This window comes from [Mycobacterium] fortunisiensis (assembly GCF_019050325.1).
GTDB classification, from domain to species: domain Bacteria; phylum Actinomycetota; class Actinomycetes; order Mycobacteriales; family Mycobacteriaceae; genus Mycobacterium; species Mycobacterium fortunisiensis.
Genome location: NZ_VOMB01000016.1, coordinates 276,525 through 296,769 on the forward strand (window position 1 = coordinate 276,525; position 20,245 = coordinate 296,769).

Annotated in this window: 22 protein-coding genes; 16 read left to right on the forward strand and 6 right to left on the reverse strand. The window is 67.9% G+C overall.

Annotated features, from left to right (window positions below; translation table 11 throughout):
- The first annotated feature begins 73 nt into the window (after positions 1 to 73).
- Complete coding sequence (locus FR943_RS11600; protein WP_217157084.1) at positions 74 to 937, forward strand: siderophore-interacting protein; 864 nt, start codon at positions 74 to 76, stop codon at positions 935 to 937.
- A 32-nt stretch (positions 938 to 969) separates the two neighbouring features.
- Positions 970 to 2,130 carry an alpha-hydroxy-acid oxidizing protein gene (locus FR943_RS11605; RefSeq protein WP_217157086.1) on the forward strand — a complete coding sequence of 387 codons (1,161 nt, stop codon included), beginning with the start codon at positions 970 to 972 and terminating at the stop codon, positions 2,128 to 2,130.
- Positions 2,131 to 2,139: 9 nt separating this feature from the next.
- On the opposite strand, the gene FR943_RS11610 is transcribed toward FR943_RS11605, so the two are convergent.
- Positions 2,140 to 3,651, reverse strand: a complete 1,512-nt coding sequence (locus tag FR943_RS11610; protein ID WP_217157088.1) for a sensor domain-containing protein — start codon at positions 3,649 to 3,651, stop codon at positions 2,140 to 2,142.
- A 6-nt stretch (positions 3,652 to 3,657) separates the two neighbouring features.
- Positions 3,658 to 4,062: a hypothetical protein gene (locus FR943_RS11615; protein ID WP_217157090.1), complete on the reverse strand. Its 405-nt coding sequence runs from the start codon at positions 4,060 to 4,062 to the stop codon at positions 3,658 to 3,660.
- 166 nt (positions 4,063 to 4,228) lie between these two features.
- On the opposite strand from FR943_RS11615, the gene FR943_RS11620 reads away from it, so the two are divergent.
- Together FR943_RS11620 and FR943_RS11625 are read left to right on the forward strand one after the other, a co-directional pair.
- The gene (locus tag FR943_RS11620) at positions 4,229 to 5,125 is read left to right on the forward strand and encodes a tyrosine recombinase XerC (RefSeq protein ID WP_217157092.1); all 897 of its coding nucleotides are present in this window, start codon (positions 4,229 to 4,231) and stop codon (positions 5,123 to 5,125) included.
- Positions 5,126 to 5,150: 25 nt separating this feature from the next.
- Positions 5,151 to 6,032 carry an alpha/beta fold hydrolase gene (locus FR943_RS11625; protein ID WP_246584970.1) on the forward strand — a complete coding sequence of 294 codons (882 nt, stop codon included), beginning with the start codon at positions 5,151 to 5,153 and terminating at the stop codon, positions 6,030 to 6,032.
- Here FR943_RS11625 and FR943_RS11630 read toward each other — a convergent pair.
- Complete coding sequence (locus tag FR943_RS11630; RefSeq protein WP_217157096.1) at positions 6,013 to 6,522, reverse strand: M23 family metallopeptidase; 510 nt, start codon at positions 6,520 to 6,522, stop codon at positions 6,013 to 6,015. The genes FR943_RS11625 and FR943_RS11630 overlap by 20 nt on opposite strands.
- A gap of 298 nt (positions 6,523 to 6,820) precedes the next feature.
- Here FR943_RS11630 and rpsB point away from each other — a divergent pair, with 298 nt between their 5' ends.
- On the forward strand, positions 6,821 to 7,657 hold the full coding sequence (gene rpsB, locus FR943_RS11635; protein ID WP_217157098.1) for a 30S ribosomal protein S2: 837 nt from the start codon (positions 6,821 to 6,823) through the stop codon (positions 7,655 to 7,657).
- A gap of 20 nt (positions 7,658 to 7,677) precedes the next feature.
- Entirely contained in the window at positions 7,678 to 8,505 is an 828-nt protein-coding gene (gene tsf / locus FR943_RS11640; protein WP_217157100.1) for a translation elongation factor Ts, read from the forward strand.
- 137 nt (positions 8,506 to 8,642) lie between these two features.
- On the opposite strand, the gene FR943_RS11645 is transcribed toward tsf, so the two are convergent.
- Entirely contained in the window at positions 8,643 to 9,482 is an 840-nt protein-coding gene (locus tag FR943_RS11645; RefSeq protein WP_217157102.1) for a tetratricopeptide repeat protein, read from the reverse strand.
- A gap of 190 nt (positions 9,483 to 9,672) precedes the next feature.
- Here FR943_RS11645 and FR943_RS11650 point away from each other — a divergent pair, with 190 nt between their 5' ends.
- From FR943_RS11650 to FR943_RS11670, 5 genes are all read left to right on the forward strand, one after another.
- Positions 9,673 to 10,527, forward strand: a complete 855-nt coding sequence (locus FR943_RS11650; RefSeq protein ID WP_217158175.1) for an LLM class F420-dependent oxidoreductase — start codon at positions 9,673 to 9,675, stop codon at positions 10,525 to 10,527.
- Positions 10,528 to 10,551: 24 nt separating this feature from the next.
- Positions 10,552 to 12,036, forward strand: coding sequence for an amidase (locus FR943_RS11655; RefSeq protein ID WP_217157104.1), 1,485 nt, complete (start codon positions 10,552 to 10,554; stop codon positions 12,034 to 12,036).
- Positions 12,037 to 12,177: 141 nt separating this feature from the next.
- Entirely contained in the window at positions 12,178 to 12,681 is a 504-nt protein-coding gene (locus FR943_RS11660) for a hypothetical protein (protein ID WP_308170550.1), read from the forward strand.
- On the forward strand, positions 12,682 to 13,845 hold the full coding sequence (locus tag FR943_RS11665) for a glutathionylspermidine synthase family protein (protein WP_217157108.1): 1,164 nt from the start codon (positions 12,682 to 12,684) through the stop codon (positions 13,843 to 13,845). It begins immediately after the preceding gene.
- An 18-nt stretch (positions 13,846 to 13,863) separates the two neighbouring features.
- Entirely contained in the window at positions 13,864 to 14,319 is a 456-nt protein-coding gene (locus FR943_RS11670) for a DUF350 domain-containing protein (RefSeq protein ID WP_217157110.1), read from the forward strand.
- Between the two features lie 9 nt (positions 14,320 to 14,328).
- Here the strand turns inward: FR943_RS11670 and FR943_RS11675 are convergent, their stop codons facing one another.
- Complete coding sequence (locus FR943_RS11675; protein WP_217157112.1) at positions 14,329 to 15,450, reverse strand: glycerate kinase; 1,122 nt, start codon at positions 15,448 to 15,450, stop codon at positions 14,329 to 14,331.
- 72 nt (positions 15,451 to 15,522) lie between these two features.
- The gene (locus tag FR943_RS11680; protein WP_217157114.1) at positions 15,523 to 15,963 is read right to left on the reverse strand and encodes a MarR family winged helix-turn-helix transcriptional regulator; all 441 of its coding nucleotides are present in this window, start codon (positions 15,961 to 15,963) and stop codon (positions 15,523 to 15,525) included.
- Between the two features lie 36 nt (positions 15,964 to 15,999).
- Here FR943_RS11680 and FR943_RS11685 point away from each other — a divergent pair, with 36 nt between their 5' ends.
- The 5 genes from FR943_RS11685 to rlmN all read left to right on the forward strand — a co-directional run bounded on the left by FR943_RS11685 (position 16,000) and on the right by rlmN (position 20,214).
- On the forward strand, positions 16,000 to 16,692 hold the full coding sequence (locus tag FR943_RS11685; protein WP_217157116.1) for a class I SAM-dependent methyltransferase: 693 nt from the start codon (positions 16,000 to 16,002) through the stop codon (positions 16,690 to 16,692).
- Positions 16,693 to 16,838: 146 nt separating this feature from the next.
- On the forward strand, positions 16,839 to 17,591 hold the full coding sequence (pyrH, locus tag FR943_RS11690; RefSeq protein ID WP_217157118.1) for a UMP kinase: 753 nt from the start codon (positions 16,839 to 16,841) through the stop codon (positions 17,589 to 17,591).
- Positions 17,592 to 17,611: 20 nt separating this feature from the next.
- On the forward strand, positions 17,612 to 18,169 hold the full coding sequence (gene frr / locus FR943_RS11695; protein WP_217157120.1) for a ribosome recycling factor: 558 nt from the start codon (positions 17,612 to 17,614) through the stop codon (positions 18,167 to 18,169).
- Positions 18,169 to 19,047, forward strand: coding sequence for a phosphatidate cytidylyltransferase (locus FR943_RS11700; RefSeq protein WP_217157122.1), 879 nt, complete (start codon positions 18,169 to 18,171; stop codon positions 19,045 to 19,047). The genes frr and FR943_RS11700 overlap by 1 nt, the downstream gene beginning before the upstream one ends.
- Before the next feature lie 42 nt (positions 19,048 to 19,089).
- Positions 19,090 to 20,214, forward strand: a complete 1,125-nt coding sequence (rlmN, locus tag FR943_RS11705; RefSeq protein ID WP_217157123.1) for a dual-specificity RNA methyltransferase RlmN — start codon at positions 19,090 to 19,092, stop codon at positions 20,212 to 20,214.
- Positions 20,215 to 20,245: the final 31 nt, after the last annotated feature.

Genomic DNA, 20,245 nt, shown 5'->3' on the forward strand with positions numbered 1-20,245 from the left:
TGCGAGCCGGCCATCTCCGTATAGTCGGTGAGGTCGGCTAACAAAGGAGCCGGCTGCGAGTTTTGGAGGCGCCATGGCAGGACGACCGATACACACGTTTCAGGTGGTGCGCCGCGAGCAGCTAACCGACCACATGGTCCGGCTGGTGCTCGGTCAGGGCAGCGGGACCGGTTTCGACACATTCTCGCCCAGCGAATACACCGACTCCTACGTCAAGATCGCCGTCGTCCCCGACGGCGTGGACGTCGCCGCGCTGCCACAACCCTTGACCCTGGACAGCTTCGCGGGCCTGGCCGACGAACAACGCCCCACCGTGCGCACCTATACCGTGCGCAGTGTCGACACCGAGCGCGGCGAGATCAGCATCGACTTCGTGGTGCACGGCGAACAGGGAGTGGCCGCGCCGTGGGCCGCCGCCGCCGAACCGGGGCAACCCGCCTACCTGATGGGCCCTTCCGGGGCGTACGCCCCGGATCCGGCCGCCGACTGGCACCTGCTGGCCGGTGACGAGGCCGCCCTGCCCGCCATCAGCGCCGCCCTGGAAGCGCTGCCCGACAACGCGATCGGCAGGGTTTTCCTCGAGATCGCCGGTCCCGAGGACGAGGTCGAGCTCACCGCCCCTGACGGCGTCCAGGTGAACTGGATCTACCGCGGTGGGCGCGCCGATCTGGTCGGTGACGAGCGGGCCGGGGACAACGCTCCGCTGATCGCCGCCGTCAAGGGCGCCGAGTGGCTGCCCGGGCAGGTCCAGGTGTTCATCCACGGCGAGGCGCAGGCCGTCATGCACAACCTGCGTCCCTACATCCGCAAGGAGCGCGGCGTCGAGGCGAAATGGGCGTCGTCGATCTCGGGGTACTGGCGTCGCGGGCGCACCGAGGAGACTTTCCGGCAGTGGAAGGCCGAGCTGGCGAAAGCCGAGGCCGACACCGCCGGCTGAGCCCGGACGGACGGGATGGAAAGGTAGCCGTCATGGCGTACGGCGACTATCAACTCGAGATCTACCTGCAGGGCCTGTCCGGCGTGTTGCCGACGATGCCGATGGACTACGCGACGCTGGAGGCCAAGGCCCAGGCGGCGATGCCGTCGTCGGTGTGGTCATATGTGGCCGGCGGCGCCGGCGACGAGCGCACCCAGCAGGTCAACCGCACCGCATTCGACCGGTGGGGCCTGATACCCCGGATGCTCAACGCCCACCGTGAGCGCGACCTGACCGTGGACCTGTTCGGTCTCACCCTGCCGTCGCCGTTGTTCATGGCGCCGATCGGGGTGTTGGGGATCTGCGGACAGGACGGGCACGGTGATCTGGCCGGGGCGCGGGCCGCCGCCCGCACCGGGGTACCGATGGTGCTGTCCACCCTCACCGAGGATCCGCTGGAAGACGTGGCCGCCGAATTCGGTGAAACCCCAGGCTTTTTCCAGCTCTACACGCCGACAGACAAGGAGCTGGCCGCCAGCCTGGTGCAGCGCGCCGAGGCGGCCGGGTTCAAGGGAATCGTCGTCACGTTGGACACCTGGGTGCCGGGATGGCGCCCGCGGGATCTGTCCACCTCGAACTTCCCGCAGCTGCGCGGCAAGTGCCTGGCCAACTACATCAGCGATCCGGTGTTCCGGGCCGGGCTGGGTCAGCCGCCGGAGGAGAACCCGCAGGCCACCGTGTTGCGCTGGGTCAGTCAGTTCGGAAATCCGCTCACCTGGGACGACCTGCCGTGGCTGCGGTCGCTGACCACATTGCCGCTCATCCTCAAGGGCATCTGTCATCCCGACGACGTCCGGCGGGCCAAGGACGGCGGAGCCGACGGTATCTACTGCTCCAATCACGGTGGGCGCCAAGCCAATGGCGGCCTGCCGGCGATCGATTGTCTGCCCGGTGTGGTCGAAGCCGCCGACGGGCTGCCGGTGCTGTTCGACTCCGGAATCCGCCACGGCGCCGACATCGTCAAGGCGCTGGCGTTGGGGGCCACCGCGGTCGGGGTGGGCCGCCCCTATGTGTACGGGCTGGCGCTCGGCGGGGCCGACGGCATCGTGCACGTGCTGCGCTCGTTACTCGCCGAGGCCGACCTGATCATGGGGGTCGACGGCTATCCGCGGCTGGCCGACCTCACCCCCGACGCGCTGCGCCGGGTGCACTGACCGGCCGGTTCAGCCCGCGAACCTGTCGCGGATCCGGTTCACCAGGTCGGCGGTCTGATCGGTGGGTCGCCCGCACACCCTGACATCGACGACGACATTCGACTTGGCGCCCACCGCGTGCCGGCAGCCGTCGATGGGGCGATCACCGGAGCGCACCTCGACGGTCACCAGCCCGGTCCTCTCGGTGACCTCCCCGATCTGATGACGTGCGTCGGCACCGTCGCGCCGGAGCGTCAGTTCGCTGTGTGCGCAGCGTTTCCACGTCGCGCGCGTCGCATCCACAAACTCGGATGCGTGGTGCGGTGTGTCGAACTCGATGACACTTTCCTGCACCAGAACCGGCGGTGAGCCGGCGAGTTCGCGTACATACCGGACCCGGTAGCCGGTCGTGTCGGACATCAGCTGGGTGCCCGAATCCACGGTGCCGGCACAATTCTGGGTCCGCGCACCGTCGGCGGCAGAACGCTGGATGTACTCCGTGGCCACGGTCAGATCGGTGCCGAAGACCCGGCCGGCGTCGGCGGCGGCAAGCAGCTGGCCCTGCACCTCGGCTCCGGTGGCGGTGGGCACCAACTCCGGGCAGGGCCAATACTCGCGGACGTTGGCCCCGTTGCCCACCCGATCGGGGGCGTCCTTGATGGTGCGCAGGGTGATGCGGTGTGACGAATCCGCGTTCACCAGAACGGCATAGCCGAACTGCGGGCGCCAGTTCGCCGGTAGCAACACCCACAGGCCGCCGCGCACCGCGTATCCCCGGAAGCACTCGTAGCGGTATGTCTCGCCCTGGGGGGATGATGCCTCGGTCAACAAGCTGGTCCGGACGAGTTCGTCGGGAAGGAACAACCGGTCGCCGGTGTCGAGGATGACCGTGGTCTCTTTCGTCCACAGGTCCCCGGCAGCATTGATCCCGGCGACTTCACCGACCTTGGTGGCGAAGATGTTGGTGGTCCAGAACGCGGCCAGGACCATCACCACCACGGCCACCGTCAGCAAGGCCCGTTCGAGTGCGCTCACCGGCGGCCGGTCCGCCTCGGGTCCGACAGTGCGAAACACCCAGGCCGCCAGGATCAGCAGGGCCGCGCCGAGACCCAGCGTCACCGGGGTCAGCCACAGCTGCTCGTCGGGGGTGAGGGTGGGCCGGACGACGCCGACCATGCCGCGGACCAGACACGCCAGACCCAACGCCCCGAGCATCCAGGCCAGGGCACGCAGGGCCCCGGCGTGCCGGCCCGCCGTCGCCACCCGGCGCAGGTACGTGCACAACCCGAGCACCGCAGTGCAGGCCAGCAGCGCCACCAGGATCGTCACGAACAGCACGCTGGTGCTCTTGGTGACGTAGTCATTGGTGGTGAACCCCACCGCGTCGGAATCAATACCCAGGTACGCCAAGGTCTTTCGGGTCGAGGTGTAGCCGAAGTAGTAGCACAGTCCGGTCGCCAGGGTGGTCGGCGCAACCACCAGACCGATCACGCCGATCCACTTGTGCAGTGACGGTGGGATGGGACCGTCGTTGTCGGGCATGGCCGCTCACTCGGCCGGGGGAGCGGGAACGACGTTCGTCGGGACGTCGGTAGGCACCGTGGTCGGTGGTGTCACCGTGACCGAGCTGGGCGGCGGCACGAGCGTCGGTGTTCCGATGAACGTGGTGGTGGTCGGAACCGGACCCGACGTCGTCGGCGCCTGAACGAACGTCGTGACGGTCGGCGTCGGCCCCGAGGTCGGTGTCGGTGCGGTATAGGTGACCACGCCCGTATGGCCTCGCGGCGTGGTGGGTGTCTGCAGCGTGGTGTGCTCGGCGTGGTCGGTGACGGTGATCGTCTCGGTGAGCTCGCTGACCGGCGGTGCACCGCCGCAACCCGCGAGCAGCCCGACCGGGCCGAGAAGGGCCAGACTGACCGTGATCGCCGTCAGGTTCCGCTGCCGCGCCTCCATGTCGCACTCCTGTCCGCCGTCGCTGATTTCAGTCTCGGGGTGGATGTGGGGCAGGGCACGAGTAGTGAGGTACCTGAATCCCGGGAAATGCTCACCTGGATTGCAGATCGGTTGCGCCCCGGCGCGTCGGGTGCAGGACACTCGTGGTTCTGCGACGGTGGGCCCCGTGCCCGCGGTCGAGGACGTACTCGCAGAGTTCGATGAATACCTGGCATTGCAGTGTGGCCGCTCCGACCACACCCGCCGGGCATATCGGGGCGACCTGACGGCGCTGTTCGAGTTCACCGGCGGTGGCCTGGAAACTCTGGCGCTGCCGATGCTGCGTTCCTGGCTGGCCGCCCAGGCGGCGGCAGGAACGGCGCGGACCACGTTGGCCCGGCGCACGTCGTCGGTCAAGACGTTCTGCACCTGGGCGGCCCGCCGAGGACTGCTCAGCGACGACGTGGCGGCCCGCCTGCAGGTACCCAAAGCCCATCGCACGTTGCCCGCGGTGCTGCGCCGCGATCAGGCGGTCGACGCCATGGAAGCGATGAATTCCGCGGCGCAGGAAGGGGATCCGCTGGCACTGCGGGACCGGCTGATCGTCGAGATGCTGTATGCCACCGGCATCCGGGTCAGTGAGCTGTGCGGGCTCGACATCGACGACGTCGACACCGCGCGGCGGGTGGTGCGGGTGCTGGGCAAGGGCAACAAACAACGGACCGTACCGTTCGGTGAACCGGCCCAGGTGGCGCTGACGGCCTGGCTCACGCAGGGGCGCCCCGATCTCGCCACGCCCGACTCCGGCCCGGCCCTGCTGTTGGGTGCGCGGGGCCGACGGCTCGACCCGCGGCAGGCCCGCACCGTGGTGCATCAGACCGTCTCGGCCGTCGACGGCGCGCCGGACATCGGTCCGCACGGACTGCGGCACAGCGCCGCCACCCACCTCCTCGAAGGGGGCGCCGATCTGCGCATCGTGCAGGAACTACTGGGCCACACCTCCCTGGCCACCACCCAGCTCTACACCCATGTCACCGTGGAGCGTCTGCGCGCGGTCCACGACCAGGCCCATCCCCGGGCCTGAAAGGGGGATGGTGCACGACGCCGCGATGGAACCCAGCAGAACGGTCATCGAGTTGCCGTCCGGACCGATCTCCTACCTGACCTGGGCGGTTGACCGCGACGTGCCGACGGTCGTGCTGCTGCATGGCGGCGGAGTCGACAGCGCGTCACTGTCGTGGGGCGGGATCGGCCCACGACTGGCCGAGGCGGGCTACCGCGTCCTGGCACCGGATCATCCCGGCTACGGCCACAGTCCGCCGGCACGGTTGCCGGCAACGCAGCAACATCTGGTGGCCTACGTGGGGGAGTTCGTCGACGGGCTCGGACTGCAGCGCTACGCCATCGCTGGGCTGTCGCTCGGCGGGGGGATGACCATCGGCCATGTGCTCGACCGGCCGGACGGTGTGACCGGCGCGATGCTGTTGGGCAGCTACGGCGTCATGCCGCGACTCTCGGACGGCCCACTGTCGGGCCCGCGGCAACTGTTCACCTGGGCGATGGTGCGTACCGGCCTGCTGGGGGTCATGACCCGATGGGTCGGCACCAACCGTCGGGCGATGCTGCGCAGTATGCAGGCACTGATCACCGACCCCGCGCAGCTCACCGACGGGTTGATGGACGAGATCATGGCCGCGGCGGGCACACCGGAGGGATTCCGCGCGTTCGAACAATGGCAGCGTGACCAGGTGTTGTGGAATCGGCAGCGCACGGATTACACCAACCGGCTGGCCTCGTTCGCGCGCCCTGCGCTCGTCGTTCACGGGGACCGCGATCCAGGGGTGCCGGTGGCCCGTGCCCGGGCAGCCGCCGCGCTGATCCCCGACTCGCGGCTGGTGATCGCGCCGGGCGCCGGGCATTGGGTGCAGCGCGACCGGCCGGACATCGTGCTCGCGGCGATGACCGAGTTTCTCAGCCCCCGAGGGGTTTGAGCCGGATCGGGGTTTCGGCCAGCAGCTCGAGAGGATTGACGTAATCGGCCCGGGCTGCCGCACCCCACATGGCACCCCAATGCAGGCAGGCCGCGGCGGGACAGCCGGGGTGACCGGTCAGCAATGTCCCGAGCAATTGCCCGGCCGCGACGAGTTGCCCGGCCCGCACCGCGGCCCGCACCGGTTCGTAGCTGGTGCGCAGCCCGCCTGGATGGGCCACCGAGATCACCGGCCGCCCGGCCAGCACACCGGCGAACACCACGGTGCCCGGCCCCGCGGCATAGATCGGCTGATCTGCGGCGGCGGCCAGATCCACACCTCGGTGGCCGCGGCTCCAGTTGGGGGAGGGAGCGTCGAAACCCCTGGTCACAGCCGGTCGCGGGGACACCGGCCAGCGCAACCGGGACTCGTCGGCGTGCGCGGTGGCGGACCCGGCCCAGATCGTGACCAGCCCCAGAACCAGGGCCGTCACCGCCGCGGCAAACCTCACGCGTCCAGTCCAGCGTGCGTCGGCCGAATTCGGAAGCCCCAAGCACCGGGGCTGTGGATGAATGCGTCCGCGCCCGTCGGCGTGGTAAAAGCACCCCTGTCCAGCGTGTAAACTTCTACCCGCAGCTCGCGGAGCGGGCTGACTTCGCGTGTCCACGCAGCGATCCCCTCAACGGGGTCGCAACCGGATGCCGGCGGTCCTGACCTGGGAACTTCCAGATCGGGTCCGGCAACCAGTGGGCACCAGGGTCCGGGATCACCGATGCCGGACGACAACCGACAACATAAGGAATGAGCTCATGGCTGTTGTGACCATGAAGCAGCTGCTGGACAGCGGCGCTCACTTCGGGCATCAGACCCGACGCTGGAACCCCAAGATGAAGCGGTTCATCTTCACCGACCGCAACGGCATCTACATCATCGATCTGCAGCAGACGCTGACCTACATCGACAAGGCCTACGAGTTCGTCAAGGAAACCGTCGCCCACGGTGGCAGCGTGCTGTTCGTCGGCACCAAGAAGCAGGCGCAGGAATCCATCGCCGAAGAGGCCACCCGCGTCGGCATGCCCTACGTGAATCAGCGCTGGCTGGGCGGCATGCTCACCAACTTCTCCACCGTGCACAAGCGCCTGCAGCGCCTCAAGGAGCTCGAGGCCATGGAGCAGACCGGTGGCTTCGAGGGTCGCACCAAGAAGGAAATCCTCATGCTCACGCGTGAGAAGAACAAGCTGGAGCGCTCGCTCGGCGGTATCCGCGACATGCAGAAGGTGCCTTCGGCGGTCTGGGTCGTCGACACCAACAAGGAGCACATCGCTGTCGGCGAGGCCCGCAAGCTGGGTATCCCCGTCATCGCGATCCTCGACACCAACTGCGATCCCGACGTCGTGGACTACCCGATCCCGGGCAACGACGACGCCATCCGTTCGGCTGCCCTGCTGACCAAGGTCGTCGCGTCCGCTGTGGCCGAGGGCCTGCAGGCCCGCGCCGGCGCCGGGCAGAAGCAGGACGCCGAAGGTGCTGAGCCGCTCGCCGAGTGGGAGCAGGAACTGCTGGCCGGTGCCACCGCCGGTGCCGCCGCCGGTGCCGCCGAGGGCGACGCCGGTGCGGCCACCGAAACATCCACTGACGCTTCGTAATTGCAGGAGAAGTCTTTTAAATGGCTAACTACACCGCTGCCGACGTCAAGCGACTTCGGGAACTGACCGGTGCCGGCATGCTCGACTCGAAGAACGCCCTGGTCGAGGCCGGGGGCGACTTCGACAAGGCTGTTGAGCTGCTCCGCATCAAGGGGGCCAAGGACGTCGGCAAGCGCGCTGAGCGCGCCACCGCCGAGGGGCTGGTGGCGGCCAAGGACGGCGCCCTGATCGAGCTCAACTCCGAGACCGACTTCGTCGCCAAGAACGCCGAGTTCCAGGAGCTCGCCGATCAGGTCGTGGCGGCGGCCGCCGCTGCCAAGGCCGGCGACGTGGACGCCCTCAAGGCCGCCAAAGTCGGCGACACCACCGTCGAGCAGGCCATCGCGGACCTGTCGGCGAAGATCGGCGAGAAGCTCGAGCTGCGTCGGGCCGCCTACCTCGATGGCACGGTCGAGACCTACCTGCACAAGCGGGCCGCGGATCTGCCGCCGGCCGTCGGCGTGCTGGTCGAGTACACCGCCGGCGACGCGGAGAAGGGCAAGGAGGCCGCGCACGCGGTCGCCCTGCAGATCGCTGCGCTCAAGGCCAAATACCTCAGCCGTGAGGACGTGCCCGAGGACATCGTCGCCAACGAGCGGCGCATCGCCGAGCAGACCGCGAAGGAAGAGGGCAAGCCCGAGCAGGCGCTGCCCAAGATCGTCGAAGGTCGCGTCACCGGCTACTACAAGGACGTCGTGCTGCTCGACCAGCCGTCGGTGTCCGACAACAAGAAGACCGTCAAGGCCCTGCTGGACGAGGCCGGCGTGACCGTGACCCGCTTTGTGCGGTTCGAGGTCGGTCAGGCCTAGCCGCAACCCAAGCCAGGGCGGCGCATCACACCCGATTTGACGGCTCGGCTGTCGGACCCAACTGACGGCTCGGCCGTCGCCGCCCACCACAAGACCCCGCACGCAATCCGGCGATCCCGGATAGTGCGGGGTTTTGTTCATTCCCGGGTGGCGTCGTCTGATTTCTGTCGGCAGGCGCTCAACTTGGCCCGGGCGGTGGTGGTTTTGGGATGGTCGCCGCCGAACAATCCCTCGTAGTGGGCGAGGTTCGTCTCGTACAGCCCGATGGCGTGGTCGGTGCGGCCCAGCTCGTCGTACGACAGGGCCAGATTGTCACGCACTTTGAGGGTTTCGTGGTGGTTGTCGCCGTACACCTCGGCGTAACCGGTGAGGCACAGCTCGAACAACAGGACGGATTTCTCGAGCTGCTCCAGCATGTTGTAGCCGACGGCGAGGTCATTCTGGGCAGTGAGCAGGTGCGGGTGCGTTGTCTCCTCGGACGCCAGACAGTCGGCAAGTGCCTCGTCGTACAGCACATCGGCCCGCTCGACATGGCCGCCACGACGGTACGCGGTGGCTCGTTTGGCCCGGATCATCAGCACGGTCGGGTGATTCGAACCGCATCGCAGCTCGTGGACAGCGAGGTTTTCGTCCCACATTCGGGCCGCACGATCGAACATGCCCGCTGACAGATATACGTTCGCCAGATTGTGATGCAGCGCCAGCACCTCGGGGTTTTCCGGACCCAGCGCCCGTCGGCCCACGGTCAAGTTCGCTTCCAGCACAGCGATTGCCTGGGTCGAGTCGCCGGCGAGCTGATAGGTGTAGCCGATCTCGTTGCGGATCTGCAGCGTGGCCACGCTGTCCGGACCGTTGACGTCGACAGACGTCAGCAGCACCTCCTCCAACTCCGCCACCGCGGCCGCGAATTCCCCCGCGGCGCGGAGCGCGAGCGCATGAGTTCGACGAGATTCCAGATCGATCTCCGGCGACGACACCGCCTTCCCCCTTTGTTCGGCCCCATGGATCGGGTCATCGTCTCACGCCGGTGACACCAGCTACCGCCCGCGGAAAGTGCGGGGTTTTGTTCATTCGTGACGTGGTTGGTGCCGGGTAGTTGCTTGCGGGCGGCTATCGGGCTTTGCCGGTGTGGGAGTGTGGCAGGTACCAATGGTGTGGGAGGTGAGCATGCGCGTAGGAGTGGTTTTCCCGCAGACCGAGCTGGGCGGGGACCCGGGAGCCGTGCGTGCCTACGGCCAGCGGGTGGAGGAACTGGGTTTCACCCACATCTTGGCCTACGACCACGTCGTCGGGGCCGATCCGGCCGTGCACCGGGACTGGTCTGGCCCCTACGACCTGTACACCACCTTCCACGAGCCGATGGCGATGTTCGGCTACCTGGCCGCGGTCACCTCGCTGGAACTGGTCACCGGCGTGCTCATCCTGCCGCAGCGCCAAGCTGTGCTGGTTGCCAAACAGGCCGCCGAAGTCGACCTGCTCAGCGGTGGCCGGCTACGCCTGGGCGTCGGGCTGGGCTGGAACGCGGTGGAGTACGAGGCGCTCGGCGAGGACTTCGGTAACCGCGGCAAACGGTCCGAGGAGCAGGTCGAGCTGATGCGTCGGTTGTGGACCGAATCCTCGGTCACTTTCGAGGGGCGCTACCACCGGGTGACCGGCGCCGGCCTGGCGCCACTGCCGGTACAACGCCCGATCCCGGTGTGGTTCGGCGGGGCGTCGGCGCGCGCGCTGGAGCGGGCCGGACGGCTCGGCGACGGCTGGTTCCCGATGGTCGGGCCCGGAGCAGAACTCGACGACGTCCGTGCCCGCGTCGAGCGGGCCGCCGTCTCGGCCGGTCGCGACCCGGCCACCATCGGGATGGAAGGCCGGGTGACCTGGGCCGGGGACCCGGACCGGGTGTCCGCCGACATCGCGGCCTGGGCCGAGGCCGGCGCGACGCACGTCTCGGTGAACACCATGGGAGCCGGCCTGCGCACCGTGGACGATCACCTGGCGGTGCTGCAGAGCGTGGCCCGTACACAGTGAATGGCGGCTTGCTAGCGTCGGGGCGTGACCAGCAGTCGGCGCGCATCGCGAAAAGTCCCCACCCGTGTCAGTGCATTCGGCGACGACGCGCTGGGTGAACATGACGCGGTCGGCCTGGTCGAGGAACTGCGCGCCGGCCGGGTGTCGGCGGCCGATCTGATCGAGGCCGCCATCGCACGTGTCGAGGCGGTCAATCCCACCCTCAACGGACTGGCCTTCGAAGCTTTCGACCGGGCCCACGCCCGTGGCGCCGCGCTCAGCCCCTACGGCGGGTTCTTCGACGGCGTACCGACCTTCGTCAAGGACAACGTCGCGGTTGCCGGCATGCCCACCATGCGCGGCGCCGACGCCTGGGAACCTCAGGTGGACGCCGCCAACGGGGACTTCGCCCGCGCCTACCTCGCCACCGGTCTGGTCCCGCTGGGAAAATCGAGGCTCTCTGAATTCGGTTTCAGTGCCTCCTGCGAGCATCCGCGGCTGGGGCCGGTGCGCAACCCCTGGAACCCGGTCTACACCGCGGGCGCCTCCTCGTCGGGTTCGGGTGCGTTCGTCGCCGCGGGCGCGGTGCCCATCGCACACGCCAACGACGGTGGCGGCTCCATCCGAATCCCGGCCGCCTGCAACGGATTGGTCGGTCTCAAACCGACCCGGGGGCGGCTACCGCAGGACCAGCACCTGCGGATGATGCCGCTGCGGATCGTGTCCGACGGAGTGCTCACCCGGTCGGTGCGCGACACCGCCGCGCTCTACCGGGAGATGGAGAAGGTTTACCGCAACCCCAAGCTGCCCCCGATCGGTGACGTCAGCCGGCCGGGTAAGCAGCGACTGCGGATCGCGGTGTGCACGCAGTCCGTCGTGCACGACGCCGGCCCGGAGATGACCGAGCTGACCCACAAGACCGCCACGCTGCTCGAAGAACTCGGCCACAAGGTCACCATGATCGGCAACCCGGTCCCGCCCCGGTTCAAGGACGATTTCCTGCTGTACTGGGCATTTCTGGCCTATGCGACGGTCCGTGGCGGACGGCGTTCCTTCGGTCCGACGTTCGACCGCGACAAGCTCGACAACCTCAGTCTCGGCCTGGACCGACTGGCTTCGCGCAACCTGCACCGGTTGCCGGCGGCGATCGCCCGCCTGGCGCGCTCGCGCCGGGTGACCGAGCGGTTGTCGAGCAGCTACGACGCGGTGCTGATGCCCACCCTGGCCGAACCCACCTTGGAGCTCGGCCGGCTCGACCCGATGGCGGACTACGACCAGATCGTCGACCGGCTGCTGGGTTGGGTGGCGTTCACGCCGCTGCAGAACGCGACCGGCGACCCGGCCATCTCGCTGCCGCTGGCGCAGACGGCAACGGGCCTGCCGGCGGGCATGATGCTCTCGGCCACCCGGGGGCGTGAGGCGCTGCTGCTGGAGCTGGCCTACGAACTCGAAGAGGCCAAGCCGTGGCCGCGCATTCAGGATCCGGCACTGGCCACGCCCCGCAAACGGACGCGGAAAGCCGCCAAATAGGCGGGCCGCCCGCGGGGTATTGCTCAGGTGCCGCCATACCCGGTGAACGTGCTCTCCTATGATGGCCGGCAGGTGCCAGCAGTTGCGGGGGTGTGAATGACGTCGGGGCCAGACGACAACTGGAATCACGGCCAGGGGTCGATGCGTTGGCAGGATCCGGCCACCGCCACGCCGCGGCCGCCGACGGTGGCTGAGGCGCGGCTGCGGGACAAGATGCAGAAGGAGCGCGAGGCCGCAGAGGAGTGGGCCCGCCGGCAGCAGGAGGCGCGTGAACAGCGTGCCGCCACCGGCGGCAAGATCCTGATGGGGTCGGTCGCGGTGATCGGCGTGGTCGGGGTGATCGCACTGGGCTATCACCTGCTGCACAAAGAAGAAGTCGCGGCGACCTGCGTCAAGGACGGCACCAACGAAGTGGTGCCCGATTCGTACTGTTCGGGCGGTTACCACAGTTCTGGCGGCACCTTCATCTACATGGGCTCGCCGTACCGCTACTACTACGGCGGCAACAACGGCGGGGTGGGCACGGTGGCGCGCGGCGGCACGCTGGAGATCCCCAAGGGCACCACCGCGAAGACCAAATCGGGCACCTCCATCTCCCGGGGCGGGTTCGGCTCGTCATCGAGCTACGGAAGCTCGGGTAGCTGAATGCGTCGTCAACGCAGTTCCCCGCGGGCCGGCTGGGAACAGATCGTCGCTGATCAGGGGATGTGTTTCGGGACGCCGGCGCGGGACGCCACGGGTGCCGCACGTCCCTACTGGGACGAATCGGTGCATTACGTGTTCGACATGGACGAGGTGCTCTCGATCGAGGCCTCGGTGGAGGTGCTGCACTCGATGTGCCTGGAGGCCGTCGAGCACGTGGTGCTGACCGGTCGCTATCGCGACTTCGGATTGCCGGAGTGGAGCTGGGAACACATCGAAAAGTCTTGGCGGCGTAGCGATCCGCACTTGTACGGACGTTTCGATCTGCGGTACGACGGTCGCCGGCCGCCGGTGCTGCTGGAGTACAACGCCGACACACCCACCACGCTGCTGGAGGCGGCGATCCTGCAGTGGCATTGGAAGACCGACGTCTACCCGGACGACGATCAGTGGAACTCGTTGCACGAGAAGCTGGTTGGCCGCTGGCTCGAGATCGCCGACCGGCTGCCGGGCGCGGAGACCTACTTCACCTGGTCCGGGGCCGAACACAGCGGTGAGGATCACGTGACCGTGGCCTACCTGCAGGAGTGTGCTGCCGAGGCCGGTCTGCACACCGTCGGGCTGGCGATCGAGGACATCGGGTTCGATCAGGACCTCGCTCGGTTCGTCGACCTGGAAGAGGCGCCGATGTCGTCGGTCTTCAAGCTGTACCCGTGGGAGTGGATGCTCGACGACGATTTCGGCCGCCGAGCGGTCGAGGCGCTGCCGGCGACCATGTGGGTGGAGCCGCTTTGGAAGACGCTGCTGAGCAACAAGGCCATCCTCGCGGTGCTGTGGGAGATGTACCCCGGCCATCCGAACCTGTTGCCGGCCTATGTCGATGACCCGCATGAGCTCACCGAGTACGTGCGCAAACCCAAACTCGGCCGCGAAGGCGCCAACATCACCATCGTCGGGGCCGGGTACGAGACCGAGACCGGTGGCGTATACGGCGAAGAGGGTTACGTCTACCAGTTGCTCGACCCGTTGCCGCAATTCGACGACATGCGTCCCGCGCTGGGGGCCTGGATCGTCGGCGACGAATCCGCCGGACTCGGCATTCGCGAGACATCCGGTCTCGTCACCGACAACGGCGCTGCCTTTGTGCCCCACCGCATCCCGCTGTGACCCCGGAAGGAATACCTTATGACGACCACTCTGGTTGCGCTCGACTCCGAGTACTGGTCGGTCCTCGGCCACGGGGTGTCGGCGATCGTGCTGTACACCATCGTCGGCATCGCGCTGATGGTGCTGGGTTTCTACGTCATCGACTGGACGACGCCGGGTCCGTTGCGCGCCCTGGTGCAGTCCGGGCGGCCGAATGCCGCCGCGGTGGCGGCCTCCGGTGTGGTGTCGATGGCGATCATCGTCGTGCTGGCGATCTACAGCTCACTGGGTGACCTGGTCCAGGGCCTGATCAGCACGCTGGTCTTCGGCCTGTTGGGCATTGCCGCCCAGGCGGTTTCGGTCCGGCTGATCGGCGCGATCAAGGGCATCGACATGGGCCGGGTGCTGGCCGCCGAACGGTTCACCCCCGAAGTGCTCGTCGTCATCGCCGCCTACGTGGCGTTCGGCCTGATCGTCGCCGCCGCCATCCTCTGATTCCCTCCGCTAGAAGGTGCGGCAGAATTCGGCGGCGGCCCGGGCCAGTGCGGCAGGGCCGTCGCGCAGTGCCTGATCCAGCGGGGTGCCCGGGGCGGTGATCGCCACCAGCTTCTCGACGCCGTTGTCCAGCAACACATCGGCGTCGGGGGCCACCCGGCCGGCGAAGATCGCCACCCGGGTGCCGGTGCGGGCGGCCACCTGCGCGACCCCGAACGGTGTCTTGCCCAGCATCGTCTGGGCGTCGACGCTGCCCTCTCCGGTGAACACCCAGTCTGCCCCGGTCAGGGCCTGCTCGAGTCCGACCGTCCGGGCGATCACCTCCACCCCTGGATCGCAGTCGGCGGCAAGGAATTCCATCAGGGCGAAGCCCAACCCACCCGCGGCGCCGGCACCTGGGCGGTCGGGGGAGGCGTGGCCCAGCGTGGTTCCGGTGATTTCCACCAGCCGGCCCAACGCGCTGTCGAGCAGTTTGACATCGGCGGGACCGGCCCCCTTCTGTGGGCCGAAAACCGCACTGGCGCCACCGGTTCCGAGTAGCGGTGCGGTGACGTCGGAGGCGATCTGCACGTGGACGCCGGCCAACCTGGGGTCCAGCCCGGAGATGTCTACGTGCTGCAGCCGGGCCAATGCGGCGCCGCCGGGTGGCAGCGCGGCTCCCTCAGCGTCGAGGAAGGCCACGCCGAGGGCGCTGAGCATGCCCGCACCGCCGTCGTTGGTGGCCGAACCGCCGAGCCCGATCAACAACTCCGTCGCGCCCCGGTCCAGCGCCGAGCGGATCAGTTGTCCGACGCCGAATGTGCTGGTGCGCAGGACATCTCGATCCGGACGCGGCACCAGCTCCAGGCCCGACGCGCTGGCCATCTCGATGACGGCCAGGTGGCGATCCGCGACGTAACCGTAGGTCGCAGGTACCGGGCGGCCGAGTGGATCGTCGACCTGCACCGTCACCCGGTCACCCCCGAGGGCGGCGACGACGGCGTCCACCGTGCCCTCGCCGCCGTCGGCCATCGGCACGGCCACGCACTCGGCGTCGCCCCGGGTTGCCGAGACGCCCTCGCGCATCGCCGCCACCGCTTGCGACGCGGTCATCGACTCCTTGAACGAGTCCGGGGCCAGAACGATCTTCATGGGCCTGCGACATTACCGATCTGGGCCTCGTTCGGCGCGGCATCCGGAGCGAGGGAGGGGACCCCGCGGCGTTCAGCTCACCGCGTGGGCCAGCAACCGCTTGAGTTCGCGGCGTTGTTCGGGATCGAGGCGGTGCAGCACGTCGTCGTCGGCGGCGAGAACGGCCGCTTCGGCGCGTTTGAGCAACTCAGTGCCCTCGGTGGTCAGCTCGGCCGGCAGTGCGCGGCCCGAATCGACGCTGGCCGGCCGGTGTACGGCACCGCGGTCCTGGAGTCCACGCACCACGTTGTTCATCGCCTGCGGCGAGACGTTGGTGTAGCGGGCGAGTTCGGCGTTGGTCTGGCCGGGGGCCATGGACAGCACCCGCAGGCAGACGAATTCGGGCAACGTGAGCCCGAGCGGCTGCAGTTGGGTGGCGACCTTGGGTTGGAGCACCGCCACCACGCGGTACATCAGATATCCCAGAGGTTGTTCCTCGAGGACGCCCCCCGTATCGGAGTTCATGTCAAGCATATTGACACATATCAACGAGATTGATATACCGGACCTATGACCACACCCCCTGAGATGTCAGATGCCATGTTCGAATCGGCCTACCGCGGTGAGGCCGCTGAGTTTGCCGGGGTCAAACCGCCGTGGAGCATCGGCGAACCGCAACCCGAGATCGCCGCACTGATCGCCGAGGGCAAGTTCCACGGTGACGTGCTCGATGCCGGCTGCGGTGAGGCGGCCACCGCGCTCTATCTGGCCGAACAGGGATTCACCACGGTCGGGCTGGACCAATCGGCCACCGCCATCGAGCTGGCCCGGGCCGAGGCCGCCCGGCGGGGGCTCTCCAACGCCACCTTCGAGGTCGCCGACATCAGCGCCTTCACCGGCTACGACGGCCGCTTCGGCACCATCGTGGACAGCACGCTGTTCCACTCCATGCCGGTCGAACTGCGCGACGGCTATCAGCAGTCCATCGTGCGGGCCGCCGCACCCGGCGCCTCTTACTTCGTATTGGTCTTCGACAAGGCGACGATGGGCGACAGCGGGCCGGCCAACCCGGTCAGCGAGGACGAGCTGCGCGACGTCGTCGGCAAATACTGGGTGATCGACGACATCCGACCGGCCCGGATTCACGCCAACGTGCCACCGGAATTCGCGAATTTTGCAGATTTCGCCGGGATGGACATCCGCGACGAGGGTGGCGACCGCAAGTCGGTGGCTGCCTGGTTACTGCAGGCCCACCTGGGATAGCCCGGCGCGCGCCGGAACCCGCCGGCGACACTCGGTCTGCGTGAACTCCCCCCGGCAACGTTTGCCGTCCGTCATAGGGCAGGATGGAGAGGCCGTCCTGGTGAACCCGGATGGCTCTCTACATGCGAGGAGTGCCGAGGAGACCGATGGCGGATCCGAATGTCGCCGGCGAGGGCGCAGCACGTATACGTCCCTTCTATACGAGGGTTCTGCTGAAGCTCGGTGGTGAGATGTTCGGCGGTGGCCAGGTCGGCCTGGACCCGGACGTGGTGCACCAGGTGGCCCGCCAGATCGCCGAGGTGGTGCGTAGCGGCGTACAGGTCGCGGTCGTCATCGGTGGCGGCAACTTCTTCCGCGGCGCCCAGTTGCAGCAGCGCGGTATGGAACGCACCCGCAGCGATTACATGGGCATGCTCGGCACCGTGATGAACAGCCTTGCACTGCAAGACTTCCTGCAGAAGGAAGGCATCGACACCCGGGTGCAGACCGCCATCACCATGGGACAGGTCGCCGAGCCGTACATCCCACTGCGGGCGGTACGCCACCTCGAGAAGGGCCGCGTCGTCATCTTCGGCGCCGGCATGGGGCTGCCGTACTTCTCCACCGACACCACGGCCGCACAGCGGGCGCTGGAGATCGGGGCCGACGTGGTGCTGATGGCCAAGGCCGTCGACGGGGTCTACACCGCCGACCCGCGTGAGGACCCGGCCGCCGAGCTGCTCACCGAGGTCAGCCATCGCGACGTCATCGATCGCGGCCTGCGGGTCGCCGATGCCACAGCCTTCAGTTTGTGCATGGACAACCGGATGCCGATGCTGGTCTTCAACCTGCTCACCGAAGGCAATATCGCCCGCGCGGTGGCAGGTGAGAAGATCGGAACACTGGTCACCACCACCTGAACATCGATGGAGAAGCCGACGTGATCGACGAAACTCTCTTCGACGCCGAAGAGAAGATGGAAAAGGCCGTGAGTGTGGCCCGTGACGACCTGGCCAGCATTCGGACCGGCCGGGCCAATCCGGGCATGTTCTCCCGCATCAACATCGACTACTACGGGGCGATGACGCCGATCACGCAGATGGCGAGCATCAACGTGCCCGAGGCGCGGCTTGTCGTGATCAAGCCCTACGAGGCCGCTCAGCTCAGGCCGATCGAGGACGCGATCCGCAACTCCGACCTGGGGGTCAACCCGACCAACGACGGCAACATCATCCGCATCTCCATCCCGCAGCTCACCGAGGAGCGTCGTCGCGACCTGGTCAAGCAGGCCAAATCCAAGGGTGAGGACGCCAAAGTCTCGGTGCGCAACATCCGCCGCAAGGCGATGGAAGAACTCAGCCGGATCAAGAAGGACGGCGAAGCCGGCGAGGACGAGGTCGGGCGGGCCGAAAAAGACCTCGACAAGACCACCCACACCTACACCAGCCAGATCGACGAGCTCGTCAAGCACAAGGAAGGCGAACTGCTGGAGGTCTAGTGACCGATCAGCAAGTACCTTTCGTGACAGATTCACCGGTCGAAGAACCGCAGAAGAAGCAGTCCAGGGCCGGCCGTAACCTTCCAGCGGCCATCGCCGTCGGCGTCATCCTCGGCGCCATGGCGATCGGCACCCTCTTGTTCGCGCCAATCTGGTGGCTGCCGTTGCTCGCAGTGGCCATCGCCATCGCCACCCACGAGGTGATCCGGCGGATGCGCGAGCGCGGCTACGCGCTGCCGACCGTCCCACTGCTGCTGGGTGGTCAGGCGATGATCTGGCTGACCTGGCCGTTCGGCGCCGTTGGGCTCCTGGGTGCCTACGGTGCGACGATCGTCGTCTGCATGGTGTGGCGGCTGGTGGGCCAGGGCCTGAACCAGCAACCGGTCAACTACCTGCGCGACATCGCCGCCACGGTGCTGCTCGCCACCTGGGTGCCGATGTTCGCGGCGTTCACCGCGCTGATGATCTTCGCCGACCACGGCGGTGCCCGCGTGTTCACCGTCATCGTCACGGTCGTCTTCGCCGACATCGGTGGCTATGTGGCAGGCGTACTGTTCGGCAAACACCTGCTGGCACCGGCGATCAGTCCAAAGAAGTCCTGGGAAGGGCTGGGCGGCTCGCTGCTGTTCGGCACCGCGGCCGCGGTGCTGTCCGTGGCGTTCCTGTTGGACAAGCCGGCCTGGGTGGGCATACCGCTCGGCCTGCTGCTGGTCATCACCGGGGTGCTCGGTGACCTGGTCGAATCCCAGGTCAAACGCGACCTCGGGATCAAGGACATGGGTACCCTGCTACCCGGTCACGGCGGGATCATGGACCGGATCGACGCAATGCTGCCGTCGGCGGTCGTGGGCTGGATCGTGCTGACCCTGCTGGCGTGAATTCGTGGCTTTGCCGGTGCCGGTGAGATACTGGTCGCGATCATGGCCACCTCCCTTCCCTTGGTTTTCGAAGCCCCGCGCCGCGGCATGCCGCCGCGGCATCTCGCCGACCTCGACGAAGCCGGGCGCGCTGAGGCGGTCGCCGACCTCGGGCTGCCGAAGTTCCGGGCCAAGCAGCTGGCCAACCAGTACTACGGCCGGCTGATCGCCGACCCGCAGCAGATGACCGATCTGCCCGCCTCGGTGCGCGCTTCGGTGGCCGAGGCGCTGTTCCCGACGTTGATCGAGCCGCTGAAGCAGATCCAGTGCGACGCCGGGGAGACCCGCAAGACCCTCTGGCGAGCCGGCGATGGCACCACCTTCGAGTCGGTGCTGATGCGCTACCCGCAGCGCAACACCGTGTGCATCTCGTCACAAGCCGGGTGCGGCATGGCCTGCCCGTTCTGCGCCACCGGGCAGGGCGGTCTGCAGCGCAACCTGTCCACCGCCGAGATACTCGAACAGGTCCGGGCGGCGTCCTCGGCCATGCGATCAGAACATGGCCCCGATGGGATTGCCGGCTCCGCCGGCGGAAGACTGTCGAACATCGTGTTCATGGGGATGGGTGAGCCGCTGGCCAATTACAACCGGGTGGTTGCGGCCGTGAAGCGGATCATCGCCCCGCCGCCGAACGGTTTCGGGATCAGCGCCCGCGCGGTGACAGTGTCGACGGTGGGCCTGGCTCCGGCCATCCGCAAACTCGCCGACGAAAAGCTGGGTGTCACGCTGGCCTTGTCGCTGCACACGCCCGACGACGAACTGCGCGACACCCTGGTGCCGGTGAACAACCGCTGGAAGGTCGACGAAGTCCTTGATGCCGCGCGGTACTACGCCGATGTCACCGGCCGGCGGGTGTCGGTCGAGTACGCCCTGATCCGCGACGTCAACGACCAGCCTTGGCGGGCAGATCTTTTGGGAAAGAAGCTGCACGCCAAGCTGGGGCCGCTGGTGCACGTCAACCTGATCCCGCTCAACCCCACGCCGGGCAGCAAATGGGACGCCAGCCCCAAGCCGGCCGAGCGGGAATTCGTCAAACGTGTTCAGGCCAAGGGTGTTTCGTGCACGGTGCGTGATACTCGGGGGCGGGAGATCGCGGCGGCCTGTGGCCAGCTGGCCGCTGAGGGCTGAGGGCTTTGCGCCGAAAGTGCTCGCTCGGGCA

Bases quoted from the DNA above. Each gene is read 5' to 3' on its own strand.
- FR943_RS11685 (WP_217157116.1), top strand. From the start codon at position 16,000: ATGACCACACCCCCTGAGATGTCAGATGCCATGTTCGAATCGGCCTAC.
- FR943_RS11625 (WP_246584970.1), top strand. From the start codon at position 5,151: ATGGAACCCAGCAGAACGGTCATCGAGTTGCCGTCCGGACCGATCTCC.
- rpsB (WP_217157098.1), top strand. From the start codon at position 6,821: ATGGCTGTTGTGACCATGAAGCAGCTGCTGGACAGCGGCGCTCACTTC.
- FR943_RS11605 (WP_217157086.1), top strand. From the start codon at position 970: ATGGCGTACGGCGACTATCAACTCGAGATCTACCTGCAGGGCCTGTCC.
- FR943_RS11680 (WP_217157114.1), bottom strand. From the start codon at position 15,963: ATGCTTGACATGAACTCCGATACGGGGGGCGTCCTCGAGGAACAACCT.
- FR943_RS11610 (WP_217157088.1), bottom strand. From the start codon at position 3,651: ATGCCCGACAACGACGGTCCCATCCCACCGTCACTGCACAAGTGGATC.
- FR943_RS11650 (WP_217158175.1), top strand. From the start codon at position 9,673: ATGCGCGTAGGAGTGGTTTTCCCGCAGACCGAGCTGGGCGGGGACCCG.
- FR943_RS11675 (WP_217157112.1), bottom strand. From the start codon at position 15,450: ATGAAGATCGTTCTGGCCCCGGACTCGTTCAAGGAGTCGATGACCGCG.
- FR943_RS11670 (WP_217157110.1), top strand. From the start codon at position 13,864: ATGACGACCACTCTGGTTGCGCTCGACTCCGAGTACTGGTCGGTCCTC.
- tsf (WP_217157100.1), top strand. From the start codon at position 7,678: ATGGCTAACTACACCGCTGCCGACGTCAAGCGACTTCGGGAACTGACC.
- pyrH (WP_217157118.1), top strand. From the start codon at position 16,839: ATGGCGGATCCGAATGTCGCCGGCGAGGGCGCAGCACGTATACGTCCC.
- FR943_RS11600 (WP_217157084.1), top strand. From the start codon at position 74: ATGGCAGGACGACCGATACACACGTTTCAGGTGGTGCGCCGCGAGCAG.
- FR943_RS11615 (WP_217157090.1), bottom strand. From the start codon at position 4,062: ATGGAGGCGCGGCAGCGGAACCTGACGGCGATCACGGTCAGTCTGGCC.
- FR943_RS11660 (WP_308170550.1), top strand. From the start codon at position 12,178: ATGCGTTGGCAGGATCCGGCCACCGCCACGCCGCGGCCGCCGACGGTG.
- FR943_RS11665 (WP_217157108.1), top strand. From the start codon at position 12,682: ATGCGTCGTCAACGCAGTTCCCCGCGGGCCGGCTGGGAACAGATCGTC.
- rlmN (WP_217157123.1), top strand. From the start codon at position 19,090: ATGGCCACCTCCCTTCCCTTGGTTTTCGAAGCCCCGCGCCGCGGCATG.